We start from the raw sequence: 15465 nt of genomic DNA on the forward strand, positions 1-15465 counted from the left end.
AAGACCCGCTTTTTAATGTGATGTATGGCACATTTATAATGTTAGTCGTATGATAAAAACCTCGTTATATTGAGGAATCATTGATTATGTCTTTCCAAAATGTGCTGATAACAGGTTGGCAATACCTGCGCGCCTTCGTGCTGCTTTATTTGTGCCTGATCGCGGGGAATATCATTTCGGCACAACTTCCTTTCTCTCTCCCCGGCAGTATTATTGGCTTACTTCTCTTGTTTGGCTTACTCGCCTCCCAAATTATTCCCTCACATTGGGTAAAACCAGGCTGTAGCCTGTTGATGAAACACATGACACTGCTCTTTTTGCCCATCGGGGTGGGGATCATGGATTATTACCCACAACTTAGCCAACAAATGCTCCCTATTCTCCTTTCTTGTATCGTTAGCACAGTGATTGTTATGATCGTTGTTGCTTATAGTTCCCACTATATTCATCGTGAACGTGTCATTATTAGTGCTCGGCAAATGGAGACTAGCCAGACAAGTACTAAGCAGCAAGAACCCACCTCAACACCTACAAATCCATCACAACAGTCATCACAAGAACCGGAAGAGAAAGAAAAATGTTAAGCCATATTTGGTGGTCACTACCGTTAACTCTGATTGTATTTTACTGCGCTAAAAAGCTGTCAGTGCGACTCAAACTGCCTATATTTAATCCGTTACTGATATCAATGGCCGTTATCATCCCTCTGCTGTTGCTGACGCATACTCCTTACAAACACTATTTTGCTGGCAGCCAGATACTGAACGATTTGCTGCAACCTGCCGTTGTTGCACTGGCTTTTCCGCTGTATGAACAGCTACATCAAATCCGTGCCCAGTGGAAATCCATTATTAGCATCTGTTTTGTCGGCAGCATTGTCGCCATGGTTACAGGGACTGCCATCGCATTATGGGCAGGGGCTACGCCGCAAATTGCGGCCTCTGTTCTCCCCAAATCCGTGACAACCCCAATCGCTATGGCTGTGGCCGATTCCATTGGCGGTATTCCTGCCATTAGTGCAGCTTGTGTCATTATGGTAGGAATTTTGGGGGCTATCTTTGGTCACAATCTATTTAACGCCCTGAAAATAAGAACCCAGGCGGCACGAGGGTTGGCAATGGGTACAGCATCTCATGCGGTGGGAACGGCTCGCTGTGCAGAAATGGATCATATTGAAGGGGCATACAGCTCACTGGCCTTAATGACCTGCGGCATTATTACCTCACTGATTGCACCTTTTCTATTTCCAGTATTGCTGCATCTGTTTGGCTAATCATTTTATGGTCTTACTGGTTACAAAATCGTAGCAAGAAAGTAAACAAATCCAACAAAATCGCAAGAATTTGATATAGGTTAATAAAATGATATTTTGTTTACACGAATTTCATTAATTATATGCTACTTATCACATTGCAAACCTGAACAGACGTCCTAGAATGACCTTCAATTAATTTGGAGATCATTCTATGCAAGTTCGTTTTCACGCTATTTGGTCAGAAATCACACCTGAACTGCAAACAGCCCTATTACCTTATATTGGCAATGACGATTTTCCCGCCATGCTGACCGCAGAACAAGCGGAGTCAATTAAACAGCTCTGCGGATTGGATGATCAGGCGCTGGCGTTGGCCTTATTGCCACTTGCTGCGGCTTATTCTCTTGCTCCTGTTTCCCATTTTTATGTTGGCGCAATTGCGTGGGGAGAAAGTGGTAATCTCTATTTCGGTGCCAATATGGAATTCGCTGGGGTTCCATTACAGCAAACTATCCATGCAGAACAATCCGCCATCACGCACGCCTGGTTACGTGGTGAGAAGAAGTTGATTGCCATCACCGTCAACTATTCACCTTGTGGCCATTGCCGACAATTTATGAATGAACTGAATAGTGGAACACAATTGGAAGTTTGCCTCCCCAGCCACCCACCATTAACTCTGGCCGATTACCTGCCAGAAGCCTTTGGCCCGCGCGATTTAGCCGACACGCCATTGTTGCTGGATGAGGTTAATCACGGCCATCAGTTAGCTACCAATGACGAATTGGTGCAAGCAGCATTGGATGCAGCGAACCGTAGCCATGCGCCTTATAGCCAATCCCATGCAGGCATTGCCCTACAAGATGAACAAGGGAAAATTTATACCGGCCGTTATGCAGAAAATGCTGCATTCAACCCAAGCTTACCACCATTACAGGCAGCACTGATTCTCATGAATATGGCAGGTGGCCATTGTCAATCCATCAAGCGAGCTGTCTTGGTGGAAGGCAAAAATAGCCATTTATCACAATGGAATGCGACAGAATGCACATTAACGGCTCTCGGCTGTACAAAAGCAGAACGGTATACATTTTGAAATGTATATCATCCAATAACATTTTATTAGCGAATTCTGTATGTTATCTCTCATTTTTGCTCATGATAATCATATCTAAGTAACATTTACTGTACTTATTGTTTTTATCTTCTTAGGATCTATAGCCGATTTTGTTATTGATAAGTTCAAAGAGTAAGCATCATGGAACTGGAACACGAAAGTAAACGTCCTCTCTATATTCCCTACGCTGGTCCTATCTTGTTGGAATTTCCTCTGCTGAATAAAGGCAGTGCCTTTACAGAAGAAGAACGTAGTAATTTCAATTTACACGGCTTATTGCCGCAGGCCGTTGAAACAATAGAAGAGCAGGCCGAACGCGCCTACCGCCAATATTGCGATTTCAAATACGATATCGATAGACACATTTATTTAAGGAATATTCAGGACACCAACGAAACGCTGTTCTATCGCCTCCTTGATGCCCACTTAAGCGAAATGATGCCTATTATCTACACGCCAACCGTTGGTGAAGCGTGTGAACACTTTTCTGATATTTACCGCCGTGCCCGTGGCTTGTTTATCTCCTACCCAAATCGGGCTTACATCGATGATATGCTGCAAAATGCCACCAAGCAGAATGTAAAAGTTATCGTTGTTACCGATGGTGAGCGCATTCTTGGTCTGGGTGATCAGGGAATCGGCGGCATGGGTATTCCTATCGGTAAACTGTCGCTGTATACCTCTTGTGGCGGGATCAGCCCTGCTTATACCCTGCCTGTGGTTCTGGATGTAGGAACCAATAACCCACAGCGCCTCAATGACCCTCTGTATATGGGCTGGCGTCATCCACGCATTACTGGCAAAGAGTACGATGAATTTGTCGATGAGTTTATTCAGGCCGTAAAACGTCGCTGGCCTAACGTACTGCTGCAATTTGAAGATTTTGCCCAGAACAACGCCATGCCGCTGTTGAACCGCTATCGCGATGAGCTTTGCTGCTTCAATGATGACATCCAGGGCACCGCAGCTGTTGCTTTAGGTAGCCTGATTGCCGCCAGCCGTGCCGCCGGCCGCCAATTGAAAGACCAAACCGTGGCATTCCTCGGTGCCGGCTCTGCTGGCTGTGGTATTGCAGAGCAGATCATTGCCCAAATGAAATCTGAAGGATTGAGTGATGAACAAGCTCGTGCCCGCGTGTTTATGGTTGACCGCTTTGGCCTCCTCACTGACAAGCTGCCAAACTTACTGGATTTCCAAAGTGCATTGGTACAGAAAAGCACCGCCTTGCAATCGTGGGATATCACCAGCGATTCTCTCTCATTGATGGACGTGGTTCGCAATGCCAAACCTACGGTCCTGATTGGTGTTTCTGGTCAATCTGGTCTATTTACCGAAGGGATCATCCGTGAAATGCACAAACATTGTGAACGTCCTATCGTGATGCCTCTGTCCAACCCAACATCACGTGTGGAAGCTCGCCCGGAAGACATCATCAACTGGACGGAAGGCAAAGCATTGGTCGCTACAGGAAGCCCGTTTGCACCAGTAAAATATGACGGTCAGGAATATCCAATCGCACAATGCAACAACTCCTATATCTTCCCAGGGATCGGCTTAGGTGTTATCGCTGCCGGCGCCAAACGTGTTACCGATGATATGTTGATGGCTGCCAGCCGCGCATTAGCGGATTGTTCACCGCTGGCGCAAACAGGCTCTGGCCCATTGTTGCCACTGATTGATGACATCCAGGATGTTTCCCGCAAAATAGCCAAAGAAGTAGCGAAAAAAGCCCAAATTCAAGGCGTAGCGATTGTTACATCGGAAGATGCGTTGGATGAAGCGATTGAACGCAATTTCTGGAAACCAGAATATCGCGTCTATAAACGCACTTCATTCTGATATTGGTAATAAGCCTGCCAATAATATTGGCAGGCTTGATAAAGTAATCAAATAATAATCTGGTCGGATAAATCATAAGTAATTGCTTTATATTTTTTAAATTGAATCAGTGTAGTCCCGATATGATCCCCCCAAAACTTGCTTCGATATTTCAAGTCAAGTAGCCTTTACGGCATTGGCTCATCAACACATATAAGGCAAACAAAAATCATGTGGAAGCGCTTGATTACGGGTTTCATTTTTATCATTGCTGTTCTTATACTAGCAGCCATTATGCTTGACCGTTGGGTTAGCTGGAAAACCGCTCCTTACATTTTTGATGATGTCAGGCAACTGCCTGAGCGAGAAGTCGGTATGGTACTCGGTACATCCAAATATTATAAAACCGGTACATATAACCAATATTATTTCTATCGGATCCAGGGCGCGGTTAACGCTTACAACAGCGGTAAAGTCAAATACCTGCTATTGAGCGGAGATAACGCCCAGCATAGTTATAATGAGCCAATTACCATGCGGAAGGATTTGATCAAGGCAGGAATTCCGGTCAGTAATATTGTGATGGATTTTGCCGGTTTCAGAACATTGGACTCAGTTGTCAGAACCCGTAAGGTCTTTGATACCAACGATTTTACTATCATCACTCAGCGCTTCCACTGCGAACGAGCCTTGTTTATCGCTATGCATTTTGGTATAGAAGCACAATGTTATGTGGTTCCCTCTCCCAAGAATATGATGACGATCCGTCTCAGGGAAGTATTGGCTCGTCTCGGTGCCTTGACTGATCTCTATATTTTAAAACGTGAACCGCGCTTTTTAGGCCCATTAATGCCTATCCCTGCGCCACATACCGTACCAACAGGAATTCAAGGTTACCCTGCGGTATCGCCAGCGGAGTTACAGGAATTAGACAGGAAGCCACAAAAGAAATAAGAATAGATAAAAGTTGCAGTTTACCGACAATAAACTGCACCTATACTCCCCGCCCGCACTGGGCGAGGGTTTACGGCTCTCTAAACCTTACCTGCCAACTTTGCTGTTAAGCTGCGCCAGAGCTTTTCCATCGGTCCCTGAGAATAACGTTTCAACCACCAGCAAGCAAACCCAATATTCAATGCCCAGATAAAGGGAATAAATGCCATTAACTCCAAACGGCCAAACTGCCCAAATAACTCAACGCGATAAAAAAGTGTGGTACAAATCAGTGTTTGTAACAAGTAGCTGCTCAGTGCCATTTTACCGACCTGCCGGAGCCAAAACGTGATTTTCCAACGCGAAATGGCAGGCCAAAACCCATAGACCAATGCGATATAAGCCAATGCCAGCAACGGTGTTGCCAATTCAGTAATGGTGTAACGGACAGTCCAGGATGCAAAATAACTGTAGGGATATAAGTATTGTATCGACAAAGCAATACCCTGAATTGCCATACCAGCAGGGATCAGACATAGCGCCAAACGGCGGTAATGCTTATGGCTAAACTCCCCTTTCAACCAACCATTACGCAGTAACATCGCGCCACAAAGCATGACTCCGATTAATTGCCAGCCATATTGCACAATCACCACAATCATCGCCCCGCTTATCTGACGAATACGGTATTCTATAGCCAATAATCCACCATACATTTTCCAGTAACTTTCATAAGAAATATCTTCCGGTGTAGGCTGCCAGAATGAATTATTTTCCCCTAAGGGAAACAGCCCCAGAAGGTAAAACATCATTATGCCGAATAAATAGAAAGTCGCCGCTGTACCAAACAACTTTTGACGGGTATTGATAAAACGCCATGCCAATAAGCCAACAACGCTATATGACAACAAAATGTCACCATCCCATAGCAAAACACCATGCAACAAACCAATAACAGCCAAAACCAGTAGCCTGGAAATATTCCAATCTCGTCCCCGCTGCCGAAGCAATTCGAGTGATGCTCCGAACAACAGCGTCAAGATGAACAGGAATTTTCCCTGAGTAAAGGTATTCAAGACAGACCATGTCATCACATCAGAGAACGAGACTGAATCTTTATAAAACAAATTCATGGAAGCTGCATATGGCAAAGCAAAACTGGAAATGTTCAGCAACAATATTCCCAAAATGGCAAAACCACGCACACTATCAAGTACCTCAATTCTCTGACACATTACCCCATTACAACTCTGTTTCATGATAATAGAAATTCATCATGACAAATGCAGATGACGCACGGCACGCAGGAATTCCTGCCGTGTATTCTGGCTGGTTTTAAATAACCCTCCCAGAGAAGTCGTCGTCGTCGTACTGGTCGCATCACGAATGCCGCGCGCTTTCACGCAATAATGGACAGCATCAATGGAAACGGCGACGTTATTTGTGCCAAGCAGGGTTTGTAATGCAATCAGGATCTGCTGTGTTAAGCGTTCCTGCACTTGTGGGCGCTGCGCAAAAAACTGGACAATACGGTTAATCTTTGACAAACCAATGACCTTATCCTTTGGAATATAAGCAACCGTAGCTTTGCCATCAATAGTGACAAAATGGTGTTCACAAGTGCTGGTCATCGTAATATCACGCACTGTCACCATTTCATCCACTTTCATTTTATTTTCTATCAGCGTAATTTTCGGGAAATTGTTATAGTCCAACCCTGAGAATATCTCATCCACATACATTTTGGCGATACGACCGGGCGTATCTGCCAGACTGTCATCACTCAAATCGAGATTTAACAGCTTCATAATTTCTGTCATGTGTTCCTTAATGCGTACCTTACGCACCTCTGGCTCCAAAGTTTGTTCACGCAATGGGGTTTCAAGACCACGGTCAATCAGTGCCGAATGCACCAGCGCAGCTTCTGTACTTAGGGATGACATCAGTTTCTCCAAGGTAAATATTTCCGTTACTTGACGGGAAATCAGGGCGCTTATTTTACGCAGATATCAGCGATATGTAATACCACACAATATCGACTTTATTTATCTTGTTCTACGCATATATCGTATACGCGAGCGCATAACTATACCTGTACATCATCAATGCACCAAATCAGGATGGTTCACGATAGGTATTGGTGCGATAAAATACCAGTAAACCGGCAATGAGCAACCCAATAAATGCGATATACAAAGCAGGTTCTAATTTGCCTGTCAGCCATGTCGAAGTCGCGGATAACATTGGCCCTACCAATTGCCCCAGCGCATAGCCCGTGGTCAGCAATCCCGCCATATAGCGGGCATGATTGGGAGCCAATTCACGGCCATACTGTAAAGCAAGCTGTACCACACACATAAAGCCACCGCCAATCAGTAATGCCCCAACCATCAAGCCGCCAATGCCTGATAACATTTCCGCAATCAAGATACCGAGTGCCTGGAGCCATAACGTAACCGCCAGACGGATTTGGGATGTTGATACATTACGCAACAAAATTCCCAACATGATGCCAACGACCGAAGCACCGCCAAATATTGGCCAGACAAATTGGGCAAACAAGCTATCAGGAAAACGCGCTGTCGCTATTTGGGAAAGAAACGTCGCAGGCAAAATATAGCCAAATCCAGCCAGACTATAGCACCACACCAATCGCTTGATTTCCGGTGTCAGGCTCAGTGTTTCGTTCGCGGTTTGCGGACGGTGCAATTCACCGCTGCGGGGCAGATAGCGACTGACGTAAACACTGAATAACAGCGCCAAAATACCATATAACATCCATGCACTGGCTGCGCTCATCTGCCAGGATTGGATACCAATTGCCAGCATACCACTAATAAAGATCCCCAGCCCTGTCCCTGAGAAAACAGCCGCACTCAGCCCCGGACGATTTAATTTTGCCAATTCATCATTCGCCCATGCAGCTACCAATACCAACGTCCAACCACTGGCCCAACCGATAAAAAAGCGGGCAATACTGTGCAATATCGGTCCATCCAACAATGCGGAAAGCAGGGTGATAATGACGGCTCCCCACAAACCGCTCCACAAACGGTATTCCACAAAACGTTGCGCTCGCATGGCATCATAAGAACCCGCCAGATAACCGAGGTAATTGAATGCTGCGACTATCCCCGCACTCGTTAATGTGAGTTGTGATTCAGCAATCATCAATGGAACTTGTGGGGTAAAAGTGAAGCGTCCTATTCCCATGGCAACAACCAAAGCGAGAAAACCGCTTAATGCAATCTGAAAAGCTTGATAATTACGACGACCAGATGTAACAGACTGATTTTTCATAGTGATTAAATAGTAATGAAGTTAATTGTTTTGGAGGGCATCATTCAGTTATAACAAATCATGAATATAATATACATCTTTTCTTAACAACCTCTCTCTGTGGCAGTCACCATTGCCGGTCATTCCCCATCAATGCAATCTTTGCCATAATGCATCCAATACAAGAATAAACACTTGTCCGCCATTTGCGGCATATAGGGAGTTTCTTATGGATCACTGTCATACCTCAGACTTAATCTCTCTTGAGCAAGCACTAGAAACATTACTGACACACACCGTTCCCCTCACTGCGACTCCTCTGATCACGACAGAAACCATTAATCTGACCGAATCTGTGGGCAGAATTACCGCCACTGATATCATTTCCCCGATCAACGTACCCTCGTTTGATAACTCAGCAATGGATGGTTATGCCATTCGCCTTGCAGATCTTAACGAAAACCCCACCTTACCAGTGGCAGGCAAGGCGCTGGCAGGTATGCCGTTTCAGCAGGAATGGCCGAACGGCAGTTGCATCCGCATTATGACCGGTGCTCCCATTCCTTCTGGCGCTGATGCCGTTGTGATGCAAGAACAAACGGAGGCTACCGAAATGGGAATTCGCTTCACCCATCCGGTAAAACCGGGGCAGAACATTCGCACCATTGGGGAAGATATCAGCCAGAATGCGGTGGTCTTGCCAAAAGGGATTAAGCTCTCCACAGCACAATTACCGCTGATTGCTTCGCTAGGCATTGCTACGATTGATGTTGTCCGCAAGCTGAAAGTGGCCATTTTTTCTACCGGTGACGAGTTACAAGCTATCGGTGAACCCTTACAGGCAGGCCAAATTTACGATACCAACCGATTTGCTATTCGCCTGATGCTGGAAAAACTGGATTGTGAAATCATCGATCTTGGCGTAATCCGCGATGATCCTGATGCATTGCGCCAGACTTTTATTGAAGCAGATAAACAAGCTGATTTAGTGATCAGCAGTGGTGGCGTTTCGGTTGGTGAAGCGGATTACACCAAACAGATTTTAGACGAAGCAGGAAAAATTAGTTTTTGGAAACTCGCCATCAAGCCGGGTAAACCTTTCGCCTTTGGTAAATTGGAAAATGCCTGGTTCTGCGGCTTGCCAGGCAACCCTGTATCAGCCGTGCTCACGTTCTACCAATTGGTACAACCGTTGATTGCCCACCTATCGGGTTTTACTGCATGGCAATCACCTATGCGTCTCACAGCCAAGACGACAACACCTTTGAAAAAATCCCCCGGCAGGTTGGATTTCCAACGTGGTATTGCTTCACTTAATGAACAGGGTGAATTAGAAGTGCAAACTACGGGGCATCAAGGCTCCCATATTTTTAGTTCATATAGCCTCGGCAACTGTTTTATTGTGTTGGAATGGGAACGTGGGCATGTTGCTGCGGGTGAAACCGTGCAAATCGAGTTTTTTAACTATTTATTAAAAGACCAATAATTAAAAGACCAATAAAAAACATTGAAAAACCAATAACCGAAAAACCAATCATAAGAAGATAGTGAAAAATGGCGGTCGAACTTACTGATGAAGAAACCTTGCGTTATAACAGACAAATTGTCTTACGTGGTTTTGATTTCGACGGGCAGGAAACATTAAAATCAGCCAACGTGTTGATAGTGGGGGCTGGAGGGCTTGGTTGCGCCGCTTCCCAATATCTTGCGGCAGCGGGTATTGGGACAATGACCCTGCTGGATTTTGACACGGTTTCCCTTTCCAATCTGCAACGGCAAATCCTCCACCGTGATGAGCGCATTGGTATGGCAAAAGTGCATTCCGCGGCGCTGACCCTGCGGGAGATCAATCCACACATCACTATCAATCCCATTGAAGGGCTGTTGGATGATCCGGCGTTAGATGAATTAATCGGCCAACATGAAATTGTGCTCGACTGTACAGATAATGTTGCCATTCGTGAACAACTCAATCGCCTGTGTTATGGACGTAAGATAACATTGGTTTCAGGTGCGGCTATCCGCATGGAAGGCCAGCTTTCTGTCTTTACTTACCAACCGGAAACGCCCTGTTACCGTTGCCTGAGCCGCTTGTTTGGTGAAAACAGCCTGACTTGTGTTGAAGCAGGTGTCATGGCGCCATTGGTCGGAACTATCGGTTCATTGCAGGCGATGGAAACCATTAAGCTATTGACCCAATACGGGCAAACCTGTCATAGCAAGGTATTATTTTTCGATGCAATGACAATGCAATTTCGCCAAATAACGTTGCTGCAAGATCCCTTATGTGAAGTTTGCCAGTCACAATGAATATGTCGTTGGAGACTTATTCTGATAAAGAAACATCCAGCCCAATTAAGCCGGATGTTTTTCTGCTAATATCAAAGGATTACTCGACAATACCCTGACTTCTCAGATACTCATCATAAGTACCTTTAAAATCAATAACCTTGTCGGATTTAATTTCCAAAATACGGCTAGCCAGTGAACTCACAAAGGCGCGGTCATGGGAGACGAAAATCAGCGTTCCCTGATAAAGTTCCAGCGCCAGGTTCAAAGATTCGATAGATTCCATATCCAGGTGGTTAGTGGGTTCATCCATCACCAGAATGTTAGGCTTGTGCATCATCAGTTTGCCAAACAGCATCCGGCCTTGTTCACCACCGGAAAGCACACCCACTTTCTTCTTGATATCATCCTGCCCAAACAACAAGCGACCCAGAATACTGCGTACTGCCTGCTCATCATCGCCTTCGCGCTTCCATTGGCTCATCCACTCAAACACCGTCATATCACAGTTAAAATCACTGGCATGATCCTGTGCATAATAACCAATCGTGCTATTTTCAGACCATTTAATGGCGCCGCTATTTGGCGTTTCCTCACCCACCAGCGTCTTCAGGAGGGTCGTTTTACCGATACCGTTTTCACCGATAACCGCCATCTTTTCGCCGACTTCCATCAGCAGATTTAGATTTTTAAACAGTGGTTCGTTATCATATCCCTTGGTCAATCCCTCCAATTCCAGCGCATTGCGGAACAGTTTTTTCTCTTGTTCAAAGCGGATATAAGGATTCTGGCGGCTGGAAGCCTTCACCTCTTCCAACTGGATCTTATCAATCTGACGGGCACGGGAAGTCGCCTGTTTAGACTTAGAAGCATTAGCGCTGAAACGGCTAACGAATGCCTGCAAGTCAGCAATTTGCGCCTTTTTCTTGGCATTATCGGCAAGCAAACGTTCACGAGCTTGCGTGGCGGCAATCATATACTCATCATAGTTGCCAGGGAACAAGCGCAGCGAGCCATAGTCCAAATCAGCCATATGAGTACATACGGTATTCAGGAAATGACGGTCATGGGAAATGATAATCATGGTGCTGTTACGTTCGTTCAACACCTGTTCCAACCAGCGGATGGTATCGATATCCAGGTTATTGGTTGGCTCATCGAGCAGCAGAACATCAGGATCGGAAAACAGGGCTTGTGCCAACAATACTCGCAATTTCCAGCCCGGCGCTACTGCACTCATCAAGCCATAATGCTGCTCCACGGGAATGCCGACTCCCAGCAACAATTCGCCGGCACGCGCTTCTGCACTGTAACCATCCATCTCACCATAAGCGACTTCCAGATCTGCGACACGATAGCCATCTTCTTCGCTCATTTCTGCCATCGCATAAATACGGTCACGCTCCTGTTTGACCTCCCACAGCTCCTTATGCCCCATGATGACGGTATCCAGCACGGTATATTCTTCGAAAGCAAACTGATCCTGACGCAACTTACCCAAACGTTCATTAGGATCAAGGCTGACATTACCGGAGGTTGGGGTTAAATCTCGGCCCAAAATTTTCATGAAAGTAGATTTACCTGCCCCATTCGCACCAATCAAACCATAGCGGTTACCGTTGCCGAATTTGACAGAAATATTTTCAAACAGTGGCTTACTGCCAAACTGCATAGTGATGTTGTTTGTACTTAACACAACTGTTGCTCTTAAAGTGAATAAAAAAGGAGTTTATAAAATCGATAGCCGCGCATTATGCCACAACAGAAGAAAAGTATCGCCAGAATGCGTTACCCACTTTTAAAATCAGGGCAACACCTCAAATAACACACTGAATATTAATCATTTTTTTATAAAAGAAACTAATCTTTTGAACAGAGAAATATAGAATAGAAACCGGTACTACTATAGACTTTCCTCTATATTTTACAAATCAACCAGTTGATATATCGGAAAAACACAATGCAAAAAGTAAGATGGGGTATTATAGGTTGTGGTGATGTAACAGAAGTAAAAAGTGGACCTGCTTTTTATAAACTGGAGAATTCAGAATTAGTCGCTGTCATGCGCCGCAATGCAGATTTAGCCAAAGATTTTGCCAAGCGTCACAATATCCGAAAATGGTATTCGGATGCCGAATCTTTAATTAATGATCCAGAAGTTGATGCTGTTTATATTGCGACCCCACCTTCTACCCATAAGAAATATACTATTTTGGCAGCACAAGCTGGAAAAAGTGTTTATGTCGAAAAACCAATGGCATTAACATTTGAAGAATGCAACGAAATGATTGCCATCTGCCGATTTCAAAAAGTTCCCCTGTTCGTCGCTTATTACCGCAGGGCATTACCGAGGTTTATTAAAATAAAAGAATTAATTGATTCTGGAGTAATTGGTATACCACGGATAGTCAATTGCATGCAATTCAGGGAAATGGCACCTGTCTATCAAGATCCTGATAATTTACCCTGGTTTGTAAAACCAGAAATATCAGGTGGTGGCCTATTTGTTGATTTAGCTTGTCATACACTCGATATATTGGATTTTCTGCTGGGAAAAATCACCTCCGTCAAAGGACATGCCAATTCACAGGCAAAAGCCTATCCCGCCGAAGACTGCGTTTCCATGTCATTTATGTTCGAGAATCATGTTCAGGGAGTTGGTATTTGGAATTTTGTCGCCAGTTATCGTGAGGATAAAGTCGAAATTATCGGTACAAAAGGCAAAATCGTTTTTGCCACATTTGGTGATTCCCCCATTTCATACTATGACGAAAATAACCAACTACACCAATATCATTTCGAAAATCCCCAACATATCCAGATGCCATTAATTCAGAAAGTGATTAATAACATACAAGGCAATGGCAATTGTCCATCCACGTGTGAATCTGCCGCCCGCACCAGTTGGGTTATTGATGAAGTATTAAAAGAGTATCGTGCTGCTGCAAATATTATTTCCTAAATAGCTTAGTGTTACTGTTTAAAAACACGAAGAGTAAACCAACTAATAAAATAACCATCAAAGTATAACCTTTGATGGTTTTAATATATTATTTTTGCTCACAAAGTAATTGCCATCGTTCTGCTGGCCTCTTGATACCCTTCCCTAATATAAAAGCGTATCGCATCAACATTCTGGGATAATACACTCAGTTCGAGGTGTGAATAATGGTTTTCTTGCGCCCACTTTTTCATACCAGCCAATAACTTCTGGCCAACTCCAAGGTTTCTGGCATCCTGACTTACCATCAAGTCAAAAACATAACCGTAAGTTCTCGGCACCAGGCAATTAAAAGGGGGGGTCTTTTGCTCCTGGGCAATAGCAAAACCTTTAATACTGCCATTCCCATCTTCCGCAACCAGTAAATGAAACTTATCGTTATTGATATTGGAAGCAATAAAACCTCTGTCTTGTTCAGCCAATTGTATTCTATCCGGCTGTAACGCAGCCATTTCACTAAACAATATACTATAAAGAGATAAAATAGCCTCAATATCCTGCATAGTAGCCGTTCTTATTATCATTAGACTCTCTCCATTATTTTCAATTAGTTAATATAAATTTTCACTGAAGAAACAATATAACTTTTAAACGATCAGGTAGTATAGCCAGATTTTGTTCAACAATTGCCATATAACGAGGTTTTTCTTGCAGGAAATATCCATTCGCTTTTTTATTAAACATGACAATCAGGAGATCATGGCCCTACTAATAAGCATACAACTGATAATACTGTTGAGTTATATCTGTTTCACTGCGAAGATGGCACCCTTAAATAACACGTTGTAACTGAGGTTTCTTTAAAATGTCTCTTTCCAAGCATCGGGCAGCTTCTTTTTCACTGCTTCCTGTGATTTTATTGTTACTGTCAATGACATCAATTCAAGCCGGGGCTTCACTGGCTAAAACAATATTTCCTGTCATTGGTGCTCCCGGTGTCACAGCCCTGAGACTTGCATTAGGCACGATTATCCTATTTCTGATTTTTAAACCGTGGCGGTTGAAGTTTCAGCGTTCTTCATTGCTCCCGCTTTTTGCCTACGGCATTTCTTTGGGGGCAATGAACTACCTGTTCTATATGTCCTTATCCCGAATCCCGCTCGGCGTTGCCGTTGCACTTGAGTTTACCGGACCTTTAGCAGTAGCCATGTTTTCTTCCCGCCGCCCTCTGGACTTTCTCTGGATTGCCTTAGTCATTGCCGGATTAAGCTTCCTGCTGCCAATCGGGAATAGCGTCAATACACTCGATCCTATCGGTATTTTGTACGCATTGGGAGCCGGTGTTTTTTGGGCGCTTTATATTATTTTTGGGCAACGTGCCGGGGCGGGCTATGGTGCCGCGACAGTCTCTATCGGTTCACTCATTGCTGCCTTTATCTTCTTCCCAATTGGATTAATACAAACTGGCCCTGAACTCCTGTTCGATGCGTCTCTATTGCCAATTGCCCTGGGGATCGCCATTTTATCCACCGCGTTTCCTTACACTCTGGAGATGATTGCCCTTACTCGCCTGCCAGCCAAAACATTCGGGACATTAATGAGCCTTGAACCTGCGTTGGGAGCATTATCGGGTATCATCTTCCTTAATGAGCATTTGGCAAAGACTCAGTGGATTGCCCTTTTCTGCATTATTTGTGCTTCCATAGGCTCTACCTCGACCATTAAGCGAAAAACTAAAATAGAAAAAATAGAATAATATAACTATTAATTCGATAGAGATAAGCAATATGACTTCCGGCAGATAATCAACTAAATTTATTCTATCTAATGAGA

14 protein-coding genes are annotated in these 15465 nt (G+C 44.4%); 9 read left to right on the forward strand and 5 right to left on the reverse strand.

Annotated features, from left to right (window positions below; all coding sequences use genetic code 11):
* Positions 1 to 86: 86 nt before the first annotated feature.
* The 5 genes from ACSJJG_RS12315 to sanA all read left to right on the forward strand — a co-directional run bounded on the left by ACSJJG_RS12315 (position 87) and on the right by sanA (position 5144).
* Positions 87 to 584 (forward strand): CidA/LrgA family protein, encoded by a 498-nt coding sequence (locus tag ACSJJG_RS12315; protein ID WP_481089535.1) that lies wholly within the window; start codon positions 87 to 89, stop codon positions 582 to 584.
* The gene (locus ACSJJG_RS12320; RefSeq protein WP_481089536.1) at positions 578 to 1273 is read left to right on the forward strand and encodes a CidB/LrgB family autolysis modulator; all 696 of its coding nucleotides are present in this window, start codon (positions 578 to 580) and stop codon (positions 1271 to 1273) included. Before ACSJJG_RS12315 ends, ACSJJG_RS12320 begins: the two co-directional genes overlap by 7 nt.
* A 193-nt stretch (positions 1274 to 1466) precedes the next feature.
* A complete protein-coding gene (cdd, locus tag ACSJJG_RS12325; RefSeq protein ID WP_481089537.1) occupies positions 1467 to 2351 on the forward strand; it encodes a cytidine deaminase in 885 nt (294 codons plus the stop codon).
* Positions 2352 to 2513: 162 nt separating this feature from the next.
* A complete protein-coding gene (locus tag ACSJJG_RS12330; protein ID WP_481089538.1) occupies positions 2514 to 4211 on the forward strand; it encodes an NAD-dependent malic enzyme in 1698 nt (565 codons plus the stop codon).
* Between the two features lie 210 nt (positions 4212 to 4421).
* The gene (gene sanA / locus ACSJJG_RS12335; protein ID WP_481089539.1) at positions 4422 to 5144 is read left to right on the forward strand and encodes an outer membrane permeability protein SanA; all 723 of its coding nucleotides are present in this window, start codon (positions 4422 to 4424) and stop codon (positions 5142 to 5144) included.
* An 80-nt stretch (positions 5145 to 5224) separates the two neighbouring features.
* Here the strand turns inward: sanA and yeiB are convergent, their stop codons facing one another.
* The 3 genes from yeiB to ACSJJG_RS12350 form a co-directional block, all read right to left on the reverse strand.
* Positions 5225 to 6358 (reverse strand): DUF418 domain-containing protein YeiB, encoded by a 1134-nt coding sequence (yeiB, locus tag ACSJJG_RS12340; protein ID WP_481089540.1) that lies wholly within the window; start codon positions 6356 to 6358, stop codon positions 5225 to 5227.
* Positions 6359 to 6397: 39 nt separating this feature from the next.
* Positions 6398 to 7066, reverse strand: a complete 669-nt coding sequence (folE, locus tag ACSJJG_RS12345; RefSeq protein ID WP_481089541.1) for a GTP cyclohydrolase I FolE — start codon at positions 7064 to 7066, stop codon at positions 6398 to 6400.
* Between the two features lie 172 nt (positions 7067 to 7238).
* Entirely contained in the window at positions 7239 to 8423 is a 1185-nt protein-coding gene (locus ACSJJG_RS12350) for a YbfB/YjiJ family MFS transporter (protein ID WP_481089542.1), read from the reverse strand.
* Between the two features lie 208 nt (positions 8424 to 8631).
* Between ACSJJG_RS12350 and moeA the strand changes: the two genes are divergently transcribed.
* Both moeA and moeB read left to right on the forward strand, forming a co-directional pair.
* Entirely contained in the window at positions 8632 to 9888 is a 1257-nt protein-coding gene (gene moeA / locus ACSJJG_RS12355) for a molybdopterin molybdotransferase MoeA (RefSeq protein ID WP_481089543.1), read from the forward strand.
* Positions 9889 to 9956: 68 nt separating this feature from the next.
* Positions 9957 to 10712, forward strand: coding sequence for a molybdopterin-synthase adenylyltransferase MoeB (moeB, locus tag ACSJJG_RS12360; RefSeq protein ID WP_481089544.1), 756 nt, complete (start codon positions 9957 to 9959; stop codon positions 10710 to 10712).
* 79 nt (positions 10713 to 10791) lie between these two features.
* On the opposite strand, the gene ACSJJG_RS12365 is transcribed toward moeB, so the two are convergent.
* On the reverse strand, positions 10792 to 12387 hold the full coding sequence (locus ACSJJG_RS12365; RefSeq protein WP_481089545.1) for an ABC-F family ATPase: 1596 nt from the start codon (positions 12385 to 12387) through the stop codon (positions 10792 to 10794).
* 264 nt (positions 12388 to 12651) lie between these two features.
* Between ACSJJG_RS12365 and ACSJJG_RS12370 the strand changes: the two genes are divergently transcribed.
* Positions 12652 to 13653 (forward strand): Gfo/Idh/MocA family protein, encoded by a 1002-nt coding sequence (locus ACSJJG_RS12370; protein WP_481089546.1) that lies wholly within the window; start codon positions 12652 to 12654, stop codon positions 13651 to 13653.
* A gap of 98 nt (positions 13654 to 13751) precedes the next feature.
* On the opposite strand, the gene ACSJJG_RS12375 is transcribed toward ACSJJG_RS12370, so the two are convergent.
* Positions 13752 to 14216 (reverse strand): N-acetyltransferase family protein, encoded by a 465-nt coding sequence (locus tag ACSJJG_RS12375; protein WP_481089547.1) that lies wholly within the window; start codon positions 14214 to 14216, stop codon positions 13752 to 13754.
* Between the two features lie 281 nt (positions 14217 to 14497).
* Between ACSJJG_RS12375 and rhtA the strand changes: the two genes are divergently transcribed.
* Positions 14498 to 15388: a threonine/homoserine exporter RhtA gene (gene rhtA, locus ACSJJG_RS12380; protein ID WP_481089548.1), complete on the forward strand. Its 891-nt coding sequence runs from the start codon at positions 14498 to 14500 to the stop codon at positions 15386 to 15388.
* The last annotated feature ends 77 nt before the right edge of the window (positions 15389 to 15465 follow it).

Source organism: Xenorhabdus sp. SGI 60 (genome assembly GCF_056632175.1).